The organism is Variovorax sp. P2_H12 (assembly GCF_056403395.1).
Map to the genome: position 1 here is coordinate 1 of NZ_JBFUFO010000013.1, position 23,395 is coordinate 23,395.

The following is a 23,395-nucleotide window of genomic DNA, read 5'->3' on the forward strand; positions in this document are numbered from 1 at the left end:
CCGCGGCACCGGCCGCCGCGGCACCGGCCGCCGCGCCTGCTGCGGCCGCGCCTGCCGCCGCGGCCGCAGCCCCCGCCGCCGAGGCGGTCGCTGCCGCGCCGGCACCCTCGTTCAACAAGGGCGACACCGCCTGGATGATGGTCTCGACGCTGCTCGTGATCATGATGACCATTCCCGGCCTGGCGCTGTTCTACGGCGGCCTGGTGCGCAGCAAGAACATGCTGTCGGTGCTGATGCAGGTGATGGTCACGTTCTCGATGATCGTCGTGCTGTGGATGATCTACGGCTACAGCCTGGCCTTCACCGAGGGCAACGCCTTCATCGGCGGCTTCGACCGGCTCTTCATGAGGGGCGTCTTCGATCCGGCCACCGGCGTGTTCGCCCCGGGCGCGACCTTCAGCAAGGGCGTGTACATCCCCGAGTTGCTGTTCGCCGCCTTCCAGGCCACCTTCGCCGGCATCACCTGCTGCCTGATCGTCGGCGCCTTCGCCGAACGCATCAAGTTCTCGGCCGTACTGCTGTTCATGGTGATCTGGTTCACCTTCAGCTATGCGCCGATCGCGCACATGGTCTGGTTCTGGATGGGCCCGGACGCCTACGCGAGCAAGGAAGTGGTCGACGCCATGAACGACAAGGCCGGCCTGATCTGGCAATGGGGCGCGCTCGACTTCGCGGGCGGCACCGTGGTGCACATCAACGCCGCCGTCGCCGGCCTCGTGGGTGCCTACCTGGTCGGCAAGCGCATCGGCTACGGCAAGGAATCCTTCACGCCGCATTCGCTGACGCTCACCATGGTCGGCGCCTCGCTGCTGTGGGTCGGCTGGTTCGGCTTCAACGCCGGCTCTGCCCTCGAATCGAGCACCAGCGCCGTGCTGGCCTTCATGAACACCTTCTCGGCCACCGCCGCCGCGGTGCTCGCATGGTGCATCGGTGAAGCGCTGATGCGCGGCAAGGCCTCGATGCTGGGTGCTGCGTCCGGCGCCGTCGCCGGCCTGGTGGCCATCACCCCGGCCGCCGGCAACGTCGGCCTGATGGGCGCGCTCATCGTCGGCTTCGTCGCCGGCTTCGCCTGCCTCTGGGGCGTCAACGGCCTCAAGAAGATGCTCGGCGCGGACGACTCGCTCGACGTCTTCGGCGTCCACGGCGTCGGCGGCATCGTCGGCGCGCTGTTGACCGGCGTGTTCAACACCCAAGCGCTCGGCGGCCCCGGCCTGGTCGGCGACTGGGTGACGGCGGGCGTCATCTCCAACGGCATCGGCGCCCAGGTCTGGATCCAGCTCAAGGCCGTGGTGCTGACCATCGTCTGGTCGGGTGTGGTGGCGTTCATCGCCTTCAAGATCGCCGACCTGACCATCGGTCTGCGGGTCTCCGAAGAAGAAGAGCGCGAAGGCCTCGACATCTCCTCGCACGGCGAAACCGCATATAACCGCTGAACTGTTGCTCGCCCCCAGGTTGCCCCGCACTTCGTGTCGGGGCGCCCACCCCCTACCGGGGGCAACACCAGCGGACCGGCAGAGCCGGATCCGCGGTGTTTCACCAACGGGCCTGGCTTCGCCGGCCGGCCAGGCGCAGTCCCTGGCCCCCATCCCCACCCCTGTCCAGTTCTTGTTGCGTGCCAGTTTCGGCTGCGCGCAGCGCGCCTGTTCGTGGGCGGCCGCGGAACCGGCTTCGCCGGGCCGCTGGTTGCGCCCCCGGTAGGGGGTGGGCGGGCTACACGAAGTGAGCCCAACCTGGGGGCGAGCATAATTTTCTTATGTGGACCACTCTCAATGACAGCTTGAGCCAGTTGGGCGAATCGCCGTTCTGGCATCCGGTCGAGCGCTCGCTCTATTGGCTCGACATTCCCGGCCGCGCGGTGCTGCGCACGCGGGGCGACATCGACGACAGCCCGACCGTCGAGCGCTGGAGCCTCGCGACCGAGCCCGGCTGCATGGCGCCGGCGCGGCGCGGCGGGCTGGTGATCGCGCTGCGCGACGGCGTCTATCGCGCGCCCGTCTGGGGCGGTGAGCTGAAGCCGCTGGCCCGCGTCGACCACGACATCCGCACCATGCGCTTCAACGACGGCAAGTGCGATGGGCTGGGCCGCTTCTGGGCCGGCACCATCAACGAGGCCAAGGACCGCGCCAATGCAGCGCTCTATTGCCTCGACGCCCGCGGCGGCCGCGCCCCGGCGCTGGTGACGATGGCCAACCAGGCCATCACGGGCAACGGGCTGGCTTTCGCGCCCGACGACGCCACCGCCTACTGGGCCGACACCGCGGCCCACCGGGTGCGGGCCTGGGACTGGGCGGCACGCGCGAACATCTTGTCGCGCGAACGCGTGTTCCAGCAGTTCAAGAACAAGCCCGCGGGGTGGACGCCGGCGTCGGCGCTGCGCTACGAGGGCCGGCCCGACGGCGCCACGATCGACGCCGAAGGGAACTACTGGGTGGCGATGTTCGAAGGCGGCCAGCTGCTGCGCTTCGCGCCTTCGGGCCAACGGGTGGCGGCGCTCGCGACCCCGGTCCAGTGCCCGACCATGCCCTGCTTCGGCGGCGACGACCTGAAGACGCTGTTCGTCACCACCGCCCGCCGCGGCCGGCCCGCGGACGAGCTCGAAGAGCGGCCGGCCTCGGGTTGCGTGATCCGGATGCGCGTCGACACGCCCGGGCTTCCCGTCGCCTTCTTCGAGGACTGATCGTGCGCACCGCCCCGGCGGCGACCAACTTTCTTCAAGTCGCGAGAGAAAAACCCTCGATCCGGGAGCGCCTGCCTGCGCCGAAAATGCAGGCATGAACGCGCCGCCTGCTCCTGCCCCCCACGAATCGCTGTCCAAGCCGGACCGCCAGGCCCAGGTGGTCCAGGCGCTGCAGGCGCACCTGCCCGCGCATGCGCTGATCTGGCACGCCGAGGACACCACGCCCTACGAATGCGACGGCCTCACGGCCTATCGGCAGCGGCCGATGGTCGTGGCCTTGCCGGAAACCGAGGCGCAGGTGGCGGCGGTGCTGCAGATCTGCCATCGGCTCGGCGTGCCGGTGGTCGCGCGCGGCGCCGGCACCGGGCTCTCGGGCGGCGCGATGCCCCACGCGTCGGGCGTGACGCTGTCGCTGGCCAAGTTCAACCGGATCATCGAGGTCGACCCGGTCAGCCGCACCGCGACCGTCCAGTGCGGCGTGCGCAACCTCGCGATCAGCGAGGCCGCCGCGCCCTTCAACCTCTACTACGCGCCCGACCCGTCGAGCCAGATCGCCTGCACCATCGGCGGCAACGTCGCCGAGAACTCGGGCGGCGTGCACTGCCTCAAGTACGGGCTCACGCTGCACAACGTGCTGCGGGTGCGCGGCTTCACGGCCGAAGGCGAGCCGATCGAGTTCGGCAGCGAGGCCCTCGACTGCGCCGGCCTCGACCTGCTGGCGCTGGTGATCGGCAGCGAGGGCATGCTGGCCGTCACCCTCGAGGTCACGGTCAGGCTGGTGCCCAGGCCCCAGCTGGCGCGCTGCATCATGGCCAGCTTCGACGACGTGCGAAAGGCCGGCGACGCGGTCGCCGCGGTGATCGCGGCCGGCATCATCCCGGCCGGCCTCGAGATGATGGACAAGCCCATGACCGCCGCGGTCGAGGACTTCGTGCACGCCGGCTACGACCTCGAGGCCGCCGCCATCCTGCTGTGCGAATCCGATGGCACGCCCGAGGAGGTCGAGGAGGAGATCGGCCGCATGACCGAGGTGCTGCGCCAGTACGGCGCCACCGCGATCTCGGTCAGCACCAGCGAGGACGAGCGGCTCAGGTTCTGGAGCGGCCGCAAGAACGCCTTCCCGGCCTCGGGCCGCATCAGCCCGGACTACATGTGCCTCGACTCGACCATCCCGCGCAAGCGCCTGGCCGACATCCTGCTGGCCATCCAGCAGATGGAGAAGAAGTACAAGCTGCGCTGCTGCAACGTGTTCCACGCGGGCGACGGCAACCTGCATCCGCTGGTGCTGTTCGACGCCAACGACCCCGACGAGCTGCACCGCTGCGAGCTCTTCGGCGCCGACATCCTCGAGACCAGCGTCGCGATGGGCGGCACGGTGTCGGGCGAGCACGGTGTCGGCGTCGAGAAGCTCAACAGCATGTGCGTGCAGTTCACCGCGACCGAGAACGAGCAGATGTTCGGCGTCAAGCGCGCCTTCGACGCGGCGGGGCTGCTGAACCCCGGCAAGGTCATCCCGACGCTGTCGCGCTGCGCCGAGTACGGCAAGCAGGTGTTCCGCGCCGGGCAGCCGATGCCCTTTGCCGAGCTGCCGCGCTTTTGACGACCCAACGAGAGAAGACAACACGATGGAATTCCCAGCCCTGCGCGAGGCGGTCGAGCGCATCCGCGCCGCCGCGGCCGACGGCCGCACGCTGAGCATCCGCGGCGGCGGCACCAAGGCCTTCTATGGCGAGCCCGCGCGCGGCGAGGCGCTCGAGACCACCGCGCTGCGCGGCGTCACCAGCTACGAGCCCAGCGAGCTGGTCGTCACGGTGCGCGCCGGCACGCCGCTGGCCGAGCTCGAGGCCTTGCTGGCCCAAGAGGGCCAGTGCCTGCCCTTCGAGCCGCCGCGCTTCGCGCGGGGAGGGACCCGCGCCGAGCCCTTGGGCGAGCGCGTCCTGGACGGAGGCACCGCCGCAGGGAGCGCAGCGACCGTAGGAGGCATGATCGCCGCCGGCCTGAGCGGGCCGGCGCGCGCCAGCGTCGGCGCGGTGCGCGACTACCTGCTGGGCGTCACGCTGGTCAACGGCCGCGGCGAGGTGCTGACCTTCGGCGGCCAGGTGATGAAGAACGTCGCCGGCTACGACGTCTCGCGCGTGCTGGCCGGTTCCATGGGGACGCTCGGCCTGGTCGCCGAAGCCAGCCTCAAGGTGCTGCCGGTGGCGCCGGCCGAGGCCACGCTCGAATTCGCCTGCAGCCAGGCCGATGCGCTGGACCTGCTCAATGAATGGGGCGGCCGGCCGCTGCCGCTCAACGCCAGCGTCTGGCGCGAGCGCGACGGCGCAGGCGTGCTGTCGCTGCGCCTGCGCGGCGCGGTGGCGGCGGTCGAGGCGGCCTGCGCGCACCTGGGCGGCGAGCGGCAGGACAAGGAGCGCTCGGCGGCCGGCTGGCAGTCGCTGCGCGACCAGCAGCATCCGTGGTTCGCCGCAGGCGGGGGCGAGCTGTGGCGGCTCTCGGTGCCGCAGACCGCGCCGGTGCTCGCGGTGGAAGGCACGCCGCTGGTCGAATGGCATGGCGGCCAGCGCTGGTACTGGGCGGCGCCCGGGCAGGGCGCGCGCCTGCGCGCGGCGGCCCGCGCCGCCGGCGGCCACGCGACGCTGTTCAGGGGCTCGGCGGACGGTGGGTCGACCGCCGACCGCTTCGACACCCTGAGCGCGCCCGTCGAGCGCATCCACCGCGCGCTGATGAACGAGTTCGACCCGCACGCGGTCTTCGACCGCGCACGGCTCTACCCTTCGACCTCCACGCTCCCCGCGAACTGAAGCCCCGCATGCAAACCGAACTCGCTCCCGAATTCCAGGGCACCGCCGACGGCCGCGAGGCCGAGGCGATCCTGCGCAAGTGCGTGCACTGCGGCTTCTGCACCGCCACCTGTCCGACCTACCAGCTGCTCGGCGACGAGCTCGACGGCCCGCGCGGGCGCATCTACCTGATCAAGCAGGTGCTCGAAGGCAAGCAGCCGACGCGCAGCACCCAGCTGCACCTGGACCGCTGCCTGACCTGCCGCAACTGCGAGAGCACCTGCCCGAGCGGCGTGCAATACGGCCACCTGGTCGACATCGGCCGCAAGATCGTCGACCGCAAGGTGCCCCGCCCGGCGCTCGAGCGCGCGGTCCGCTGGACCCTCAAGGAGGCGCTGCCCTCGCCCCTCTTCGCGCCGGCGATGAAGCTCGGCCAGTCGGTGCGCGGCCTGCTGCCGGCCCCGCTCCAGGCCAAGGTGCCGGTGCCGCAGCCCGCAGGCGCGTGGCCCCGGCGCAGCCACGCGCGCAAGGTGCTGATGCTGGCCGGCTGCGTGCAGCCTTCGATGGCGCCCAACATCAACAGCGCGACCGCGCGCGTGCTCGACGCCGCCGGCATCGAGGCCGTGATCGCGAACAAGGCCGGCTGCTGCGGCGCCGTGAAGTTCCACCTCGACGACCAGGACGGCGCCAAGGCGCAGATGCGCGCCAACATCGATGCCTGGTGGCCGCAGGTCGACAGCGGCGCGGTGGAGGCGATCGTGATGAACGCCTCGGGCTGCGGCGTCACGGTGCGCGAGTACGGCCACATCCTCAAGGACGACCCGGCCTACGCGGCGAGGGCGGCGCGCATCAGCGCGCTGACCCGCGACCTGAGCGAACTGCTGCCCGAGCTGGTGCCGCTGCTGAAGGCGCGCGTGCGCGCCCCCCAGGGCGTCGTCGCCTACCACCCGCCGTGCACGCTGCAGCACGGGCAAAAGCTGCGCGGCGGCGTCGAGCAGAACCTGCGCGCGCTCGGCTTCGACATCCGGGTGGCGCAGAGCGAGTCGCACCTGTGCTGCGGCTCGGCCGGCACCTACTCGGTGCTGCAGCCCGAGCTGGCCTACCCCTTGCGCGACCGCAAGCTGGGCCACCTGAACCAGTTGCGGCCTGCTGCCATCGTGTCGGCCAACATCGGTTGCATCACCCACCTGCAAAGCGGCACCGAAACGCCCGTGCGGCACTGGGTCGAGCTGCTCGACGCCGCGCTGGCGCCCGAAGCGGCGGCCTGATCGGACAGCCGCAAGGGGTCTGGTCCGACCCCCGGCGCGCCGGCGCCGCGCGAGGATGTCGGGGTGTTCCCAACGGGAGATTCCTGATGCGTGTCTCTTTCCGAACCCTCTTGCGCGGCGCGGCCCTCTGCGCCTGTGCCGCCGCGCCCTGGGTCGCCCAGGCCCAGATCACCGCGATGCCGGCGATGAAAGTCCAGGATGCGGGACGCTACGTCTGCGGCGGCATCGGTGCCGAAGAATCCACCGCCCTGCGCGCGGCCATGAAGGACCATCCGCTGTCGTTGCTGTTCGCGCGCGCCGGCGGCGAATACCTGGCCGACGTCGACGTCATGGTGAAGGATGCGAGCGGCCGCACCGCGCTGGCGATGCGCGCCAGCGGGCCGGTGTGCCTGATCGACCTGCCGGCCGGCCGCTACACGGTCGAGGCCGCCAGCGAAGGCGTCACCAAGAGCCAGGCCGTGACCCTGGGCAGCGGCTCCAAGACGGCCGACTTCCGGTTCTAGGCTCGCCCCCAAGTTGCCCCGCACTGCGTGTCGGGGCGCCCACCCCCGTCCGGGGGCAACACCGGCGGCCCGGCGAAGCCGGTTCCACGGTGTTTCACGAACGGGCCTGGCTGCGCCGGCCGGGCGAGTTCAACTCGCCAGGGCCGTTTCTATGTCGTCGGTGATCGACTCCGGCTTGTCCACCGGCGCGTAGCGCTTGAGCACCCGGCCGTCCTTGCCGATCAGGAACTTGGTGAAGTTCCACTTGATCGCGGTGCTGCCCAGCAGGCCCGGAGCCTCCTTGACCAGCCACTTGTAGAGCGGCGCGGCGTCGGCGCCGTTGACGTCGATCTTCTCCATCATCGGAAAGCTGACGCCGTAGTTGCGGGTGCAGAAGGCGCCGATTTCCTCGTTGGTGCCGGGGTCCTGGCTCATGAACTGGTTGGACGGGAAGCCCAGCACCGTCAGGCCCTGGGTCGCGTACTTCTTGTACAGCGCCTCCAGCCCCTCGAACTGGGGCGTGAAGCCGCACTTGCTGGCCGTGTTGACGATCAGCAGCACCCGGCCGCGGTAGTCCGACAGCGGGGCCGGCTGGCCGTCGATTCGGCGCGCCTCGAAATCGTAGATGCTGGTCATGGCATGTCCTTGCAGGGAAGGGGTTGTCGATCATCACCTGCCGTGGGCTCGCCTGCAAATGCCGACCACACCGCGGCCAGCACGATCAGCGCGCCGCCGAACCAGATCCGTTCCTCCATCGTGGCCGCTCCGAGCGCGACCGACGAGGTGCTCGCGAACAGCACTTCCGACAGCATGATCACCGAGGTCGCGCTGGCCGTGAGCCGGGCCGCCCCGTACTGCAGGCAGACGTTCGCGAAGACGAAGCCGGTGCCCAGCACCAGGGCCCAGCCCCACCAGGCCGGCGCCACCAGCGGCGGTGCCGCGATCGCGCCCAGCGCGGTGCCGGCCAGCGCGGTCACGCCGGCCACCACCGCGCAGCCGCCGAACATCGCCAGCGCGCGCGCCTCGCCGGGCGCGCTGCGCAGCCGGCGCAGCAGGATGTTGGTCACCGCGAAGCCGAAGCCGGCCGCCACGCCGAGCCAGTCCGGCAGGCTGGACGGCACCGGCCAGTCGGTCTCGGGCGTCTTGAGCACCACCATCACGCCCGTCAGCGCCAGCGCCACGCGGGCCAGCGCCGCCAGGCTCGGGCGCTCGCCCAGGAAGACCCAGGCCAGCAGCACGCTCCACAGCGGCATCAGGTAGAACAGCAGCACCACCCGCACCACGTCGCCCTGCGTCACCGCCCAGTTGAAGCCGACATTGGTGAAGCCCGCCGCCAGCCCCAGCAGCACCAGCCCCGGCTGTTGCGCGAAGAGTCCCCAGAGGCGGCGGCGCAGCAGCGCCATGGCGATCGCGATGGCGGCATAGACCAGGCAGGTGGCCCATACCGGATGCAGGCCATGGCCTTCGATCTGCCGGAAGGGAAACCAGGAGACGCCCCAGACGAAGGCGTTGAAGATCAGCGCGAGAGCAGGCAAGAGATCAGTGGTGCTTGTCGCTGCGCGCGATGGCGAGCAGGTGCTCGACTTCTTCGGGGTAGCGCTTCAGGTTGTTCTGGTGCCAGCGCCTGATGAGCCACATGAAGCCCGCCACCACGACGCCGAAGGCGGTGATCGCCGCGTAGGCCGACAGGCCCAGGCCGGTGCAGGCGCTGTAGAACGCGCCCAGCATCAGGATGCTTGCGTTCTCGTTGAAGTTCTGCACCGCGATCGAACGACCGGCGCCCATCAGGTTGTGGCCGCGGTGCTGCAGCAGCGCGTTCATCGGCACCACCAGGAAGCCGCCCAGGCCGCCGAGCAGGATCAGGAAGGGCACGGCGATCCAGATGCTGCCGATGAAGTTCATGCCGATCACCAGCAGGCCCATGCCGATGCCCATCGGGATCACGCGCGTGGCCATGTCCAGCCGCATCCGCATCGAGGCCACGATGGCGCCCACCGCGGTGCCGATCGCCACCACCCCGGTCAGCGACGAGGCCTGCGCCGTGTTGTAGCCCAGCGCCAGCGAGGCCCAGGCCAGGACGATGTACTTGAGGTTGCCGCCGGCGCCCCAGAACAGCGTGGTGGTGGCCAGCGAGATCTGGCCGAGCTTGTCGCGCCAGAGGCGCGAATTGCAGTGCCAGAAATCGGGCAGCAGGGCGAACATGTTGCGCACGATGCCGTGCCGCGGATTGGCGCGCAGCGGCCGCATCTCGACGCCGGTGTACGGGATGCGCGTATTGAACCAGGCCGCCACCATGTAGACCAGGATCAGCGCCGAGATCGCGGCCTCGGGCGCCGTGTCGATGCCGGTGTCGATGCCGGGGAAGTCGAACGCCAGCAGGTGGTTCGACAGCGTATGGCCCACCAGTTGGCCGCCGAGCACGATGCCCAGGATGATGGACGCGATGGTCAGGCCCTCGATCCAGCCGTTGGCCTTGACCAGCTGGGAGGCCGGCAGCAGCTCGGTCAGGATCCCGTACTTGGCCGGCGAATAGGCCGCGGCGCCGAGCCCGACGACGGCGTAGGCCATCAGCGGATGCGAGCCGAACAGCATCATCACGCAGCCCACCACCTTGATCGCGTTGCTGATGAACATGACCTTGCCTTTGGGCAAGGCGTCGGCGAAGGCGCCCACCAGCGGCGCCAGCGCCACATAGAAGACGGCGAAGATCGGCACCAGCGCGGCGCGCTGCCACTCCGGCGCGCCGCTGGTTCGCATGAGTTCCACCGCGGCAACGAAAAGCGCGTTGTCGGCCAGCGACGAAAAGAACTGGGCCGACATGATGGTGTAGAAACCGCGCTTCATCGATGAGCTGGCTGGCCGCGGGTGGGACCGCTGGCGATAGTGGAAAAATGGTCCGCTTCAGAGGCGGGTGCGCGGTTATAGCATGGGGTGCGCGATGTCAGAATGGCGCTTTCCGCGCATCACGCCGGGCCTTTTTGTGTGAGCGTTTCCAGCTTTTCACCGGGTTTTTGCCGTGCCACGTCCCATCCTAGCCACCGTTCACGCCGCCGCCTTGCGCCACAACCTCGACCGGGTCCGCCGCGCCGCGCTCGATTCCCGGGTCTGGGCGGTCGTCAAGGCCAACGCCTACGGGCACGGCATCGAACGGGTTTTCGATGCCTTCCGGGCCGCCGACGGCTTCGCGCTGCTCGACCTGGCCGAGGCCGAAAGGGTGCGCGCGCTGGGCTGGCGCGGCCCGATCCTGCTGCTCGAAGGCGTGTTCGAGGCCCGCGACCTCGAACTGTGCTCCCGGCTCGACCTCTGGCACGCGGTGCACTGCGACGCCCAGATCGACATGCTGGCCGCCCACAAGACGCAGGTGCCGCAGCGCGTCTTCCTCAAGATGAACTCCGGCATGAACCGCCTGGGCTTCGCGCCCGAGCGCTTCCGCTCGGCCTGGACGCGGCTGAACGCGCTGCCGCAGGTCGACGAGATCTCGCTGATGACGCATTTCAGCGATGCCGACGGCGACCGCGGCATCGCGCACCAGCTCGAGGTCTTCGACCACGCCACCCAGGACCTGCCGGGCGAACGCTCGATCGCCAACAGCGCCGCCACGCTGCGCCACGCGACCCAGACCCGGGCCGACTGGGTGCGGCCGGGCATCGTGCTGTACGGCAGCGCGCCCGATTTTCCCGAGCATGATGCGGCGCACTGGCAGCTGCAGCCGGCCATGACGCTGTCCACGCGGCTGATCGGGGTGCAGACGCTGAAGCCCGGCGACACCATCGGCTACGGCTCCAGCTTCCGCGCCGAGGGCCCGCTGCGCATCGGCGTGGCCGCGGTCGGCTATGCCGACGGCTATCCGCGCCACTGCAGCACCGGCACGCCGGTGCTGGTGAACGGGGTGCGTACGCGGATGGTCGGGCGCGTCAGCATGGACATGATCACGGTCGACCTGACACCGGTGCCCGACGCCGGATTCGGCAGCGAGGTCACGCTGTGGGGCCGTTCGTCGAAGGGCGCCTTGCTGCCGATCGACGAGGTCGCGAAGGCCGGCGGCACCGTGGGCTACGAGCTGATGTGCGCCGTGGCGCCGCGTGTCCCCATCACGGCGGACTGAGGGCCGCCGCAGTTTGAAGATTCTCTCCGACTGGCGCTCGGTTCGGCTCTGGGAGTCGCGCGTCGAGCAGGAGCTGCATCGCAGCCACGACCTGCGCCTGCACGGCTTCGCGATCGGCGCCACGATCCTGCTGCTGATGTGGGTGGTGTCGCACCTGCAGATGCGCCTGGGCGTCGACTCGCTGGCCCTGCGCTACGCGCTGACGCTGGGCGCCGGCTACGCCGTCTACCTGCTGCTCCTGCGCTGGTGGGCCGGAAGATTGGTGCAGCGCAACACAAACTTCGATCCCGATCTGCCGGACCCCGGCACCTTCGATGGTCCGTCGGCGCACGGCTCGGGGGGCCAGTTCGATCTGCCTGACGTGGGCGGTGGTGCGCTCGACCTCGCGGGCGGTCTCGACGAGGGCGCGGTCTTCGTGGTGCCGGTCGTGGCCATCTTCCTGATCGGCGTCGCCATCGTGTGCGGGGCCGGCGCGCTGGTGTTGCTCTATTTCGGCTGGGACGCGCTGCTCGCGGTGGCGATCGAGATCGCGTTCTCGTACGTGTCGGCGCGCGCCGTGGTGCGCATCGCGCGCGAAGGCTGGCTGGCGGTCGCGCTGCGCCTGAGCTGGAAGCCGCTGCTCGGGGCGCTGCTGTGCGCGGTGCTGCTCGGCGCGGCGATCGACCGCTTCATGCCGCAGGTGAATTCGCTGCCGGCGGCGGTGCGGGTGCTGCTCGGGCGTTAGTGCCCGAGCGATGGCTCAGGCCGGCGCCGGGCCGCCCCAAGGCGGCCTGCGGCCCCCTCGGGGGGCAGCGACCCACACGCAGTGGGGGAGCGTGGGGGCCATTCAGGCCGGCGCCGGGCCGCCCCAAGGCGGCCTGCGGCCCCCTCGGGGGGCAGCGACCCACACGCAGTGGGGGAGCGTGGGGGCTCAGTACAACCCCAACTGCCGCGTCCGCAGCCGCGCCAGCCCCAGCAGCGCATCGGTGAACGGCGTCGCCACGCCGGCGCGCTGGCCCAGCTCGCGCACGGCGGTCACCAGCGCGTCGAGCTCGACCGCGCGGTGGGCCTCCACGTCCTGCAGCATCGAGGTCTTGAAGGCGCCGAGCTTGCGGGTGATGGCGTGCCGGTCCTCGGGGCTGTCGGCGATCGGCACGCCGATGCGCGCGCCGATCTCCTTGGCCTCCAGCATGATCGTGGAGATGAAGCCGCGCACCAGGTCGTCGTTGAGGATGAGGTCGGTGGTGGCGCCGGTCAGCGCGCTGATCGGGTTGACCGTCATGTTGCCCCAGAGCTTGTACCAGACGTCCTTCTGGATCTGCGGCGAGAGCTTGGTGTCGATGCCCGTGCCCACCAGCAGGTCGAGCAGCGCCTTCGCGCGCGGGGTCGCCTCGCCCGAGGGCTCGCCGATGATCAGGCCGTTGCCGAAGTGATGCCGCACCACGCCGGGCGCGTCGAGCGAGCAGCTCGCGTGCACCACGCAGCCGATCACGTGCCTGGCAGGGATCGCGGCGTCGATGCGGCCGCCCGGGTCCACGGCCTCGAGCTGCGCGCCGGCCAGCGGGCCGCCGAAGCCGCCCTGCAGGAACCACCACGGCACGCCGTTCATGGCCGTGAGCACGATGGTGTCCGGGCCCAGCAGCGGCGCGATCTGCTGCGCCACCGCGGGCAGCGAGGGTGCCTTCACGGCCACGATCACGAGGTCCTGCACGCCGAGCGTCTTCGGGTCTTCGCTGGCGTTGACCGGCACCGCCACGCGCGTGTCGCCGCTCGCGAGCACCAGCCCGTCGCGCTTCAGGGCTTCCAGGGTGGCGCCGCGCGCCACCACGTCGATGGTCGAGCCCGCCTGCGCGAGCTTCGAGCCGATCCAGCCGCCGATCGCGCCGGCGCCGTAGATGCACACTTTCATCGAGAGATGCTCCTTTGATCTTCGGTCGGGGCACACCTTGCCCCATTCCAGGAATACCGCGGAACCGGCTTTGCCGGGCCGCTGGTATTGCCCCCTGCAAGGGGGTGGGCGGCCACACGAAGTGGGCCAACCTGGGGGTTATTGCTTGTACGTGTTGTCGATGCGATCGACCTGGCGCACCAGGGCGTCGAACACATCCTTGCCGGCGCCGTGCGCCGGATTGAATTGCAGCGCATCGCGCGTGCAGCGCTGCGCGATCTCTTCGGCGACCGGAATCGCCGGCCCCATCGAGAAGGTCGCCAGCTGGATCTCGCAGGCGCGCTGCAGCGTCCAGAGGATCGCGAAGGTCTGCGGCAGCGTCTGGCCCCAGGCCAGCAGGCCGTGGTTGCGCAGGATCACCGCCTGCCGGTCGCCCATGCTCCTGAGCAGGCGCGGCCCCTCGTCGGCGTGAATGGTGATGCCCTCGAACTCATGGTAGGCCACCATGCCGTGCAGCTGCGCGGTATAGAAATTGGTCTGCTGCAGGCCACCCTGCACGCAGGCCACCGCCACGCCGGCGGTGGTATGGGTGTGCATCACGCAATGTGCGCCGGGCAGCCCGTCGTGGATCGCGGCATGTACCGTGAAGCCGGCCGGGTTGACCGGGTAGGTCGAGCCGTCGAGCACCTTGCCCTGCAGGTCGATCTTGACCAGGTTGCTGGCCGTGACCTCGCTGTAGTGCAGGCCGAAGGGATTGATCAGGAACTGCTTCTCGCCACCGGTCACGCTGTCGGGCAGCCGCACCGTGATGTGGTTGTAGATCATCTCGGTCCAGCCCAGCATCGCGAACACGCGATAGCAGGCGGCGAGCTCCAGCCTTGCGGCGCGCTCGTCGGGGTGGATCGCGGGATGCACCAGCGCCGAGGGCGATGGGGTGGCGAGTGTGTTCATGGCATTTCCTTCAAGTAAATCGATACGCCCCGATCCCCTTCCAGGAATACCGCGGAACCGGCTTTGCCGGGCCGCTGGTATTGCCCCCGGCGAGGGGGTGGGCGGCTACACGAAGTGAGCCAACCTGGGGGTGAGTGAGTGACTAGTTTTCGGCGGTGAAGCCGACCTGCTTGACGATCGGCGCCCACTTGGCGGTGTCTTTCTTGATCAATTCCGTCAGCTCGGCGGGCGAGGAGGACATCGCCTCCAGGCCGAAGTTCGCCAGGCCGTCGATCACGTCCTTCTGCGCCAGCGCGGTCTTGAAGGCGGCGTTGGCGCGGTTCACCACTTCCGGCGAGGCCTTGGCCGGCAGCAGGAAGGCGAACCACTCGCTGTGCGTCATGTTCTTGATGCCTTGTTCCTCGAAGGTGGGCACATCGGGCGCGAAGCGGCTGCGCTTGGCGCCGGACACGCCGAGGATGCGGATCTTGCCCGTGGGCAGGTGCTGCGTGATGTCGCCGATCGGGCCCGACACCGCCGCGATGTTGCCGCCCAGCAGGTCGAGCATCGCCGGCTGGGTGCCGCGGTAGGCCGCGTGCTTCAGTTCCACGCCCGCGCTCTTGCCGAGCAGCGCACCGATGAAGTGCGGCGTCGAGCCGGCCGCCGGCGAACCGAAGTTGGCGCCTTCGGGATGGGTCTTGGCCCAGGCCAGGAATTCGGGCACGGTCTTGACCGACAGCGGAACGGCCGGGCCGACCGCGAAGCCGAAGTCGAACACGCAGGCGACGGTCACCGGCGACAGGTCGACCAGCGGGTCGTACGGCAGCTTCTTGTAGATGTGCGGATAGATCGTGAGGATCGAGGTCGGCGTCTGCAGGATCGTGGCGCCGTCGGCCGGCTGGCTCTTGACGTAGGTCACGGCGATCTGGCCGCCCGCGCCGGTGCGGTTCTCGACCACCACGGCACGGCCGTAGTCGGGCTGCAGGCGGGCGGCGACGCGCCGGCACAGGGTGTCGGACGTACCGCCGGCCGCGAAGCCGGTGATCAGGCGCGCGGTCTCGAAGGGGAAGGCTTGCGCCTGCGCGAAGGCGTGCTGGCCCAGGCTCGCGAGCAGCGCCGAGGCGCTGGTGGTCTGCAGCAGATGGCGGCGGGTGATGGTCATTCGATGTCTCCTCGGGATGGATGGAAGCTTGCTTGCTTGAGAACTCGTTGCGCCACCGGGATGGCGGCGCCGGAGAGAGTCACGGCGCCCTGGTGGCCAGGCCGCGCGCTGAGGGCATATTCTTCCCGCAACCCGTGCCGCCTGACACCCGCGTTTACCTCACGTCTTCAACCCAAAGTCCTCGCATCGACCGTCCGTCGGTCAGTAGGTGCCGCCGGCCGCCGTGGGCTTGGCGGTGCCCTTGAAGCTGGCCGCCAGTGCGCTGGTGCTGCGCACCAGCAGGTTGGTGTCGAGGCCGACGGCGACGAAGCTCGCGCCCAGCGTCAGGTACTTGCGTGCCAGCGCCTCGTTGGGCGTCAGGATGCCCGCGGCCTTGCCGGCGCGCTGGATGCGCGCGATGGCGTCCTCGATCGCCGCCTGCACCTCGGGGTGGTCGGAGTCGCCCACGTGCCCCATCGAGGCCGACAGGTCGGCCGGCCCGATGAAGATGCCGTCGACGCCATCGATCGCCGCGATCGCGTCCAGGTTGGCCAGCGCCTCGCGCGACTCGGCCTGCACCAGCAGGCAGACGCGGTCGTTGGCTTCCCTGGCATAGCCCGGGTAGCGGCCCCAGCGCGAGGCGCGCGCCCCGCCCATGCCGCGGATGCCCTCGGGCGGATAGCGCATCGCGCGCACGATGGCCTGGGCCTGCGCGGGCGTGTCGACCATCGGCACCAGCAGCGTCTGCAGGCCGAGGTCGAGGTACTGCTTGATCAGCGCCGTGCCGGCGTCGCCGTGGCCCAGCGGAACGCGCGCGATCGCGTTCACGCCCGGATAGGCGGCGATCGCCTGCGCCTGCTGCAGGATGCTCTGCAGGCCGTTGGGCGAATGCTCGCCGTCGATCAGCAGCCAGTCGAAGCCGGCGCCGGCGCAGATCTCGGCGCTGTAGGCGTCGGCCAGGCCGAGCCAGAGGCCGATCTGGGCGCGCTTGTCGATCAGGGCCTGCTTGAAGGGGTTCGGGGGGGTGGTGGTCATTGAATGCCTTTCAGACGAAGCGAAAGGAGATCGTGCCGAGAGGGCCGTAATCCGCATGGAAGGTGTCGCCGGGCGATGCCGGCGTCGGCCGCGTGAACGAGCCGCCGAGCACGATCTCGCCGGCCTCCAGGCATTCGTCCCACGGCGCCAGCTTGTTGGCGAGCCAGGCCACGCCGGTGGCGGGATGGTTGAGCACAGCGGCCGCGACACCGGATTCCTCGATCACGCCGTTCTTGTACAGCAGGGCGCTGACCCAGCGCAGGTCGACTGCGTCGGGCTTCACGGGTCGGCCGCCGGTCACGATGCCGGCATTGGCCGCGTTGTCGGAGATGGTGTCGAACACGCGGCGCATCTGCTTGGTGTGGCGGTCGAACTGCTCGATGCGCGAATCGATGATCTCGATCGCCGGCACCACGTAGTCGGTGGCCGCGAGCACGTCGAAGATCGTCACCTTCGGCCCCTGCAGCCGCTTGCCGAGCACGAAGGCCAGCTCGACCTCGACCCGCGGCGCGATGAAGCGCGTGAACGGGATGTCGCCGCCCTGGTCGAAGAACATGTCGTCGAGCAAGGTGCCGTAGTCGGGCTCGTCGATCTGGCTGGCCTGCTGCATCGCGCGCGAGGTCAGGCCGATCTTGTGGCCCTTGACGATGCGCCCCTCGGAGATCTTGGTCCTGACCCATTCGCGCGAGATCGCATAGCCGTCCTCGATCGTCATCTCGGGGTAGCGCTTGGAGAAGTGCTCGACCTGCACGCGCGACTTCTCGCTCTCGTGGAGTTCGGCGGCCAGTTGCCGGATGAGATGGGTGTCGAGCATGGTTCAGGCCTTGTTGAAGAGAGGATGCAGGTTGCTGTGCTTGCCGTCGTAGACCTGGCCGGGGCTCTCGTCGATCTGCAGCGTGATGCCGATGGGGCGCTGGTCGAAGACTGGCGCGAAGTGCGCCTTCGTCACGCCCAGCAGGGCGTCGCCGACGCGCTGGTGCACAGAAGCCGTACGGCCCGCGCCCATGCGCACGTTGAGGTAGACGAAGGCGTAGTCGGCGCGGCCGTCGGCCACGGCGTAGTGCGCCGCCGGATAGGCCAGCACGCGGGTGCCGCCGGTCGGGTAGACCTGTTTGCCTTCGTCGTCGCGCTGCGCGAGCATGCAGTCGGCGAGCGAGCGGCACAGCGCCGACATGTCGGTCTCGCGCTCGATGTTGGGCGTGTAGAGGATCACGAGGTGCGGCATGGCGTCGTTCCGTGGAGGTTGGGGTCGAACGGCTCAGAGGCGCGAGACGCTCTGGAATCCCTCGGCGCTCGACGCCTGCGCGTTCGGGATCGCGTGGCCATCCTGCGGCGTGACCGGGAAGACCGCATTGATCTGGCCGGTGGCGGAAGATCCGAAATAGGGCGTGATCACCTCCGCCTTGCCGTCGTAGGCCGACCAGCCGAGGGCGCCGAGCATCATGGCCGTGTCGTGCATGAATCCTTCCCCGTGCCCCTTGGCCGCGTACTCCGGCAGCATCGCGCAGAAGTCGGCCCACTCGCCGTGTTCCCACATCCGCACCACCTCGTGGTCCATGCGCTCCAGCAGCGGGCTCCAGACGCGGTCGGCGAACTGCGGCGCCAGGCCGTTCTGCGCGAAGCGATGCGACAGCGATCCGCTGGCCAGGAAGGCCACGGTGCCGTCGTAGTGGTCCTCCACCGCACGCCGCATGGCCCAGCCCAGGCGGGCGCTGTCGTTCAGGTAGTGGCTGGTGCACAGGGCCGAGACGCAGATCGCCTTGAAGTGCTGGTCCTCGTTCATGTAGCGCATCGGAACCAGCGTGCCGTATTCCGGCCCGAGCGTGGTGGCGTCGTGCGCCAGCGTCTCCACGCCCCATTCGTTGCATGTTTTCGCCAGCAGCTTGCCGAGTTCCGGATTGCCGGGCATCTCGTAGGGCATGTTGCTGATGAAGTGCGGCAGCTCGTTGCTGGTGTAGACACCCTTGAAATGCGGCGCGCAATTGAGGTGGTAGCTCGCGTTCACCAGCCAGTGGGTGTCGAACACCACGATGGTGTCCACGCCCAGTGCGCGGCAGCGGCGGCCGATCTCCTTGAGGCCGTCGATGGCAGCCTGCCGACTGCCCTTGCGCGGACCGTCCAGCTCGCTCAGGTAGAGCGAGGGCACGTGCGTGATCTTGGCAGCGAGTGCGAGCTTGCCCATGGTCAGACTCCCCAATGCGGAATGTGGTGGCTGCCCAGGCTCACCGCCACGTTCTTCGGTTCGCAGAAGACCTCGTAGCTCCAGGTCCCGCCCTCGCGTCCCGTGCCCGAGGCCTTGGTGCCGCCGAAGGGCTGGCGCAGGTCGCGCACGTTCTGGCTGTTGACGAAGCACATGCCGGCCTCCACAGCCGCGGCGACACGGTGCGCGCGGCCGATGTTCTCGGTCCACACGTAGCTCGACAGGCCGTAGGCGATGTCGTTGGCGAGGCGGATCGCGTCGGCCTCGTCCTTGAACGGAATCAGGCAGGCCACCGGGCCGAAGATCTCGTCCTGCGCGATCTTCATGCGGTTGTCGACGTCGGCGAACACGGTGGGCAGCACGTAGTTGCCGCGCCGGACGCGCTCGGGCAGGTCGGGCGCGCCGAGGCCGCCGCACAGCAGCGTGGCGCCTTCCTTCGGGCCCAGCTCGATGTAGCTGCGCACCTTGGCCAGGTGGGCCTGCGAGATCATCGGCCCGACGATGGTCTTCTCGTCGAGCGGGTCGCCGACCGTGATGCGCTTCGCGCGCTCGGCAAACTTCGCCGCGAAGTCGGCATAGATCGACTGCTGCACCAGGATGCGCGAGCCCGCCGTGCAGCGCTCGCCGTTGTTGCTGAAGATCATGAAGATCGCGGCATCGAGCGCGCGGTCGAGATCGGCGTCGTCGAAGATCACGAACGGGCTCTTGCCGCCGAGTTCCATGCTGAACTTCTTCAGGCCCGCGCTCTTCACGATGCGGTTGCCCGTGGCGGTCGATCCGGTGAACGAGATCGCGCGCACATCGGGGTGCGCCACCAGCGGCTCGCCGGCTTCCTTGCCGAAGCCGTGCACCAGGTTCAGCACGCCCGCCGGAATGCCGGCTTCGAGCGCCAGCTCGCCCAGGCGCGCGGCCGTCAGCGGCGACAGCTCGCTCATCTTGAGCACCGCCGTGTTGCCGAACGCCAGGCAGGGCGCGACCTTCCAGGTGGCGGTCATGAAGGGCACGTTCCACGGCGAGATCAGCGCGCACACGCCCACCGGGTGGAACAGCGTGTAGTTCAGGTGCGTGGGCGTCGGGTAGGTGTGGCCGTCGACGCGCGTGCACATCTCGGCGAAGTAGTAGAAGTTGTCGGCCGCGCGCGGCACCAGCTGCTTGCCGGTCTGCGCGATGACCTGGCCGCAGTCGTTGGTCTCGGTCTGCGCGATCTCGGGCACATGCGCGGCGATCAGGTCGCCGAGCTTGCGGATCAGCCTGGCGCGTTCGGGCGCGGGCAGGCCGGCCCACTTCGGAAAGGCTTCCTTGGCAGCGGCCACGGCCGCGTTCACCTCGGCCTCGCCGCCCGAGGCGACCTCGGCCAGCACTTCCTGGGTGGCGGGGTTGACGGTCTGGAAGTAGTCGCGGCCGGCGACGGATTTGCCGTTGATGAGGTGGTCGATCTGCATGGGGTGTCCTTCGGGGTTCAGTCGAGCCGGATCTCGCGCGAGGCGATCAGCGCCTGCCATTTCTTGCGCTCCGACTGGACATAGCGGTTCATCTCGGCGGCGTCGGTGGGACGGGGTTCCCAGCCGGCGTCGAAAAGCTTCTGGCGCACGCCAGGGTCGTTCATGGCCTTCAGCAGGTCGGTGCCGAGCTTCTGCTGAATGTCCTTCGGCGTGGCGGCGGGCGCCACCAGGCCTTGCCAGGTGTAGGCCTCGACACCGGCAAGGCCGAGTTCCCTGGCCGTCGGCACCTGGGGCAGTTGCGGCACGCGCTCGCCGGACATGGCGAGCAGCGGCACCACCTTGCCGGCCTTGACGGCGCTGATGCCGCTGGGCAGGTCGAGCATCATCAGCGGCACCTGGCCGCCCATCAGGTCCTGCAGCGCCGGGGCGCCGCCCTTGTAGGGCACGTGCAGCAGCTGCACGCCGGCCTCGCGCTGGAACAGCTCCAGCGCCAGGTGGTGCGGGCTGCCGGCGCCCGGCGTCGCCACGCTGTACTTGCCCGGCGCTGCCTTGAGCGCGGCGATCAGCGCCTTGGCATCGGCGAAGCCCGCGCCCGGCGCGGCCGTGAGGATCAGCGGCGAGCGGCCCATCATGCCGAGCGCGACGAAATCCTTCTCGGCGTCGTAGGGCAGCTTCTTGTAGAGCACCGGGTTGTAGACCAGCACGCCGTTGTCGGCCGAGAACACCGTGTAGCCGTCGCCCGGCGAACGCGCCACGTTCTCGGAGGCGATGATGGCGCTGGCCCCGGGGCGGTTGTCGACCAGCACCGGCTGGCCGATCTGCTGCGACAGCTGGGCCCCCGCCGTGCGGGCGAGAAAGTCGGTGCCGCCGCCGGCCGGATAGCCGACCACCCAGCGCACCGGCTTGGTCGGGAAGGACTGTGCCGGCGCATCGAACGCCACCACCGACGCGGCCAGCGCGGCCATGGCGGTTGCGAGCTTGATCATCTTCTTCATGTGGTCTCCGTTTGCTTCGCCGCTCAGCCCGCGGCAATGGTGTTGATGAGCGCGCCGATCTGCGCGATCTCGGTCACGACCACGTCGCCGGGGCGGCAGTCGACCACGCCGTCGGGCGTGCCCGTGAGGATCAGGTCGCCGGGCGACAAGGTCATGAAGCTGCTGAAGTACTCGATCAGGAAGGGCGCGTCGAAGATCATGTCCTTCGTGTTGCCCGACTGCGTGAGCTTGCCGTTGACCGTGGTCTGCAGCGCCAGCGCCATCGGGTCGGCCACGTCCCTGGCGTCGACCAGCCAGGGGCCGATCGGCGTGCAGGTGTCGCGGTTCTTCACGCGCAGGTTGGGGCGGTACCAGTTCTCGAGGTAGTCGCGGATCGCGTAGTCGTTGGCCACCGTGTAGCCGCCGATGAAGTCGTAGGCATCGTCGCGCCTGACCTTCTTCGCGGTCTTGCCGACCACGATCGCGAGCTCGCATTCGTAGTGCATGAACTGCACGTCGGCCGGGCGATAGGTCAGGTGGCGATGGCCGGTCAGCGTGCTCTCGCCCTTGACGAACACCAGCGGATCCTCGGGCGCCTTGAACTCCAGCTCCTTGGCATGGTCGGCGTAGTTGAGGCCCAGCGCGAGGATGGTGCGCGGGCGCGCCACCGGCGCCAGCGGCGGCAGCCACGACACGGCATCGGCCTGCAGCAGCCGGCCATCGGCCAGGCGCAGCTGGCCATCGGCCTCGACGGCCTCGTGCACCGCGCCTTCGAACAGGATGCGTGCGCGCTTCATGCTTGCTCCTTCACCAGCGTGTTGACCAGGGTCTCGAAGCCTGGCGCACTGATTTCGATGCGGTCGCCGGGGCGCGCCAGCGGGCGGCCGGCATCGCAGCCGAGCATCAGCACCTCGCCGTGCGCCAGCGTCATGAAGTCGCCGACCTCGGCCAGCAGCTGCGCGGCGCTGCGCACCGTCTGCGAGAAGTCGACCGACTGGCGCAGCTCGCCGTTGATGCGCACTTCGAGCTTGAACTGCGCCGGGTCGGCCACCTCCTGCGCGTCGCGCATCGCCGGGCCGATGCCCAGGAAGCCGTCGACGCACTTGAACTTGACCGGCGGGCGGAAGAAGCTCGCATGCGGGATCGACAGGTCGTTCATCAGCACGAAGCCCTCGACGTCGTTGTCGACGCCGATCACCATCGCGATGGTGGCGCCGACCTCCACCTCGGCCACCTGCGCCGGCACGGTGATCGTGCTGCCGTGCGGGCTCCAGGTGTTGGCGGTCTTGACGTAGAGCACCGGCGCCTTCGGCGGTGCCTTGTACGGCGGCTGGCTCATCTGCGGCGCCAGGGCGTCGAACTCCGCACGGAAGTTCAGCAGCACGCCGTAGACGGTGCCTGTGGGGGTGTAGCTCATGGTTGTGGTTGCTCCAGTGCGATGAGTTCGTCGAGCAAGGCGTAGATCTGGGCGAGCTTCTGTTTGCCCATCGCCTCTTCCATCCACGCGTAGTGGGCTTCGATGCTGGTCGAGAGCTTCTTCACCAGCCGGCGCCCGTGCGCCGTGGCCTCGACGACGGTGCGACGCTGGTCCTCGGGGTCGCGGCTGCGCGTGATGAGCTCGTCGCGCTCCATGCGCGCCAGCACGCCGGTCAGGCTCGGCCCGAGGATGAAGGCCTCGCGCGCCACGCGGCCGGTTTCGACCGCACCGTGTTCGCCGAGCACGCGCAGCACGCGCCATTGCTGGTCGGACAGCGAATGCTCGCGCAGGCTGGGCCGCGTGTGGCCCATGACGGCCTCGCGGGCCTGCAGCAGCAGGCGCGGCAAATTGCGGTGGGAGAAGGAAGTGCTCATGTCGGCCCGAATTATTTAATATATTAAATGATTGGGTCAAGTGGGCAAGCCTGCGGGTAAACCCTTGCGGGACGTTGGCGCAGAAAACATCCGGGCGCGGAAGCGAGCGGGGAAACCTGACGCGAGCTATCCGTCTGGTGGCGCAGGGGCTATCACAAGAACAGATCGAAGAGTTCGGCCGAAAAGGCCAAGCAGGCATTGAAAGACGCAGGCTAGCTGCGATGCGTCCGGCCTCGTGCTATAGCGCCGACCAGATCGCCAACTCGTACCCGTCCGGGTCCAGAAAGTGGAAGCGGCGCCCGCCGGGGAAAGCAAAGACTGGTTTGGTGATCGTGGCGCCCGCCGCTTCAATGCGCCGCTGCGTCTCGGCAAGATCGTCCGCGTAGACGATGACCAACGGGCCGCCTGGACGTACGGGTTCGCCCGTGGTGAAGCCGCCGGTCAATCGGCCGTCGTGGAACTCGCTGTACGTCGGTCCGTAGTCGGTGAACGTCCAATCGAATACCGCGCCGTAGAACGCCTTGCTGCGCGCGATGTCGGTAACGTTGAACTCAATGTTGTCGATTTGCCGGTCCCGGCCTGTTGTTGCCATGCGTTTTTCCTGATGCTGGATGAATAGCCGCCATGATCGCCCGGCCGCGAT

Annotated in this window: 24 protein-coding genes; 8 read left to right on the forward strand and 16 right to left on the reverse strand. The window is 69.3% G+C overall.

All coding sequences use genetic code 11. From position 1 onward, the window contains the following. From amt to AC1DYK_RS10950, 6 genes are all read left to right on the forward strand, one after another. A partial coding sequence (amt, locus tag AC1DYK_RS10925) for an ammonium transporter (RefSeq protein ID WP_478166312.1) occupies positions 1-1,433 on the forward strand: 1,433 nt, incomplete at its 5' end. A 320-nt stretch (positions 1,434-1,753) separates the two neighbouring features. Next, complete coding sequence (locus AC1DYK_RS10930; RefSeq protein ID WP_478166313.1) at positions 1,754-2,677, forward strand: SMP-30/gluconolactonase/LRE family protein; 924 nt, start codon at positions 1,754-1,756, stop codon at positions 2,675-2,677. A 94-nt stretch (positions 2,678-2,771) separates the two neighbouring features. Further along, on the forward strand, positions 2,772-4,277 hold the full coding sequence (locus AC1DYK_RS10935; RefSeq protein WP_478166314.1) for an FAD-linked oxidase C-terminal domain-containing protein: 1,506 nt from the start codon (positions 2,772-2,774) through the stop codon (positions 4,275-4,277). 25 nt (positions 4,278-4,302) lie between these two features. Beyond that, a complete protein-coding gene (gene glcE, locus AC1DYK_RS10940; RefSeq protein ID WP_478166315.1) occupies positions 4,303-5,478 on the forward strand; it encodes a glycolate oxidase subunit GlcE in 1,176 nt (391 codons plus the stop codon). An 8-nt stretch (positions 5,479-5,486) separates the two neighbouring features. Beyond that, positions 5,487-6,725, forward strand: coding sequence for a glycolate oxidase subunit GlcF (gene glcF / locus AC1DYK_RS10945; RefSeq protein ID WP_478166316.1), 1,239 nt, complete (start codon positions 5,487-5,489; stop codon positions 6,723-6,725). 86 nt (positions 6,726-6,811) lie between these two features. Beyond that, the gene (locus tag AC1DYK_RS10950) at positions 6,812-7,228 is read left to right on the forward strand and encodes a carboxypeptidase regulatory-like domain-containing protein (RefSeq protein ID WP_478166317.1); all 417 of its coding nucleotides are present in this window, start codon (positions 6,812-6,814) and stop codon (positions 7,226-7,228) included. 129 nt (positions 7,229-7,357) lie between these two features. Here the strand turns inward: AC1DYK_RS10950 and AC1DYK_RS10955 are convergent, their stop codons facing one another. From AC1DYK_RS10955 to lplT, 3 genes are read right to left on the reverse strand one after another with little or no spacing between them, the layout of a single operon-like run. Continuing rightward, a complete protein-coding gene (locus AC1DYK_RS10955; protein ID WP_478166318.1) occupies positions 7,358-7,843 on the reverse strand; it encodes a glutathione peroxidase in 486 nt (161 codons plus the stop codon). Beyond that, the gene (locus AC1DYK_RS10960; RefSeq protein WP_478166319.1) at positions 7,840-8,742 is read right to left on the reverse strand and encodes a DMT family transporter; all 903 of its coding nucleotides are present in this window, start codon (positions 8,740-8,742) and stop codon (positions 7,840-7,842) included. The genes AC1DYK_RS10955 and AC1DYK_RS10960 overlap by 4 nt, the downstream gene beginning before the upstream one ends. Positions 8,743-8,746: 4 nt before the next feature. Then, positions 8,747-10,051, reverse strand: a complete 1,305-nt coding sequence (lplT, locus tag AC1DYK_RS10965; RefSeq protein ID WP_478166320.1) for a lysophospholipid transporter LplT — start codon at positions 10,049-10,051, stop codon at positions 8,747-8,749. Between the two features lie 172 nt (positions 10,052-10,223). Here lplT and alr point away from each other — a divergent pair, with 172 nt between their 5' ends. Then, entirely contained in the window at positions 10,224-11,312 is a 1,089-nt protein-coding gene (gene alr / locus AC1DYK_RS10970; protein WP_478166321.1) for an alanine racemase, read from the forward strand. A gap of 13 nt (positions 11,313-11,325) precedes the next feature. After that, a complete protein-coding gene (locus tag AC1DYK_RS10975) occupies positions 11,326-12,036 on the forward strand; it encodes a hypothetical protein (protein ID WP_478166322.1) in 711 nt (236 codons plus the stop codon). Between the two features lie 186 nt (positions 12,037-12,222). On the opposite strand, the gene AC1DYK_RS10980 is transcribed toward AC1DYK_RS10975, so the two are convergent. From AC1DYK_RS10980 to AC1DYK_RS11040, 13 genes are all read right to left on the reverse strand, one after another. Next, positions 12,223-13,200 (reverse strand): 2-dehydropantoate 2-reductase, encoded by a 978-nt coding sequence (locus tag AC1DYK_RS10980; RefSeq protein WP_478166323.1) that lies wholly within the window; start codon positions 13,198-13,200, stop codon positions 12,223-12,225. Between the two features lie 138 nt (positions 13,201-13,338). After that, positions 13,339-14,130 carry a class II aldolase/adducin family protein gene (locus AC1DYK_RS10985; RefSeq protein ID WP_478166324.1) on the reverse strand — a complete coding sequence of 264 codons (792 nt, stop codon included), beginning with the start codon at positions 14,128-14,130 and terminating at the stop codon, positions 13,339-13,341. Positions 14,131-14,272: 142 nt separating this feature from the next. After that, positions 14,273-15,271, reverse strand: a complete 999-nt coding sequence (locus tag AC1DYK_RS10990; RefSeq protein WP_478166325.1) for a Bug family tripartite tricarboxylate transporter substrate binding protein — start codon at positions 15,269-15,271, stop codon at positions 14,273-14,275. Positions 15,272-15,472: 201 nt separating this feature from the next. Beyond that, entirely contained in the window at positions 15,473-16,285 is an 813-nt protein-coding gene (locus AC1DYK_RS10995) for an aldolase/citrate lyase family protein (RefSeq protein WP_478166326.1), read from the reverse strand. A gap of 10 nt (positions 16,286-16,295) precedes the next feature. Then, positions 16,296-17,099: a 2-oxo-hept-4-ene-1,7-dioate hydratase gene (gene hpaH, locus AC1DYK_RS11000; RefSeq protein ID WP_478166327.1), complete on the reverse strand. Its 804-nt coding sequence runs from the start codon at positions 17,097-17,099 to the stop codon at positions 16,296-16,298. Positions 17,100-17,102: 3 nt separating this feature from the next. After that, a complete protein-coding gene (locus AC1DYK_RS11005) occupies positions 17,103-17,510 on the reverse strand; it encodes a 5-carboxymethyl-2-hydroxymuconate isomerase (RefSeq protein WP_478166328.1) in 408 nt (135 codons plus the stop codon). Between the two features lie 33 nt (positions 17,511-17,543). Continuing rightward, positions 17,544-18,467, reverse strand: coding sequence for a 3,4-dihydroxyphenylacetate 2,3-dioxygenase (gene hpaD, locus AC1DYK_RS11010; RefSeq protein WP_478166329.1), 924 nt, complete (start codon positions 18,465-18,467; stop codon positions 17,544-17,546). A 2-nt stretch (positions 18,468-18,469) separates the two neighbouring features. Further along, the gene (gene hpaE, locus AC1DYK_RS11015; protein ID WP_478166330.1) at positions 18,470-19,927 is read right to left on the reverse strand and encodes a 5-carboxymethyl-2-hydroxymuconate semialdehyde dehydrogenase; all 1,458 of its coding nucleotides are present in this window, start codon (positions 19,925-19,927) and stop codon (positions 18,470-18,472) included. A gap of 17 nt (positions 19,928-19,944) precedes the next feature. Beyond that, positions 19,945-20,922, reverse strand: a complete 978-nt coding sequence (locus AC1DYK_RS11020) for a Bug family tripartite tricarboxylate transporter substrate binding protein (RefSeq protein WP_478166331.1) — start codon at positions 20,920-20,922, stop codon at positions 19,945-19,947. Positions 20,923-20,945: 23 nt separating this feature from the next. Further along, complete coding sequence (locus AC1DYK_RS11025; protein ID WP_478166332.1) at positions 20,946-21,698, reverse strand: fumarylacetoacetate hydrolase family protein; 753 nt, start codon at positions 21,696-21,698, stop codon at positions 20,946-20,948. After that, on the reverse strand, positions 21,695-22,318 hold the full coding sequence (locus AC1DYK_RS11030) for a fumarylacetoacetate hydrolase family protein (protein ID WP_478166333.1): 624 nt from the start codon (positions 22,316-22,318) through the stop codon (positions 21,695-21,697). The genes AC1DYK_RS11025 and AC1DYK_RS11030 overlap by 4 nt, the downstream gene beginning before the upstream one ends. After that, positions 22,315-22,752 (reverse strand): homoprotocatechuate degradation operon regulator HpaR, encoded by a 438-nt coding sequence (hpaR, locus tag AC1DYK_RS11035; protein WP_478089731.1) that lies wholly within the window; start codon positions 22,750-22,752, stop codon positions 22,315-22,317. The genes AC1DYK_RS11030 and hpaR overlap by 4 nt, the downstream gene beginning before the upstream one ends. Positions 22,753-22,990: 238 nt before the next feature. Next, the gene (locus AC1DYK_RS11040) at positions 22,991-23,344 is read right to left on the reverse strand and encodes a VOC family protein (protein ID WP_478166334.1); all 354 of its coding nucleotides are present in this window, start codon (positions 23,342-23,344) and stop codon (positions 22,991-22,993) included. Positions 23,345-23,395 lie beyond the last annotated feature (51 nt).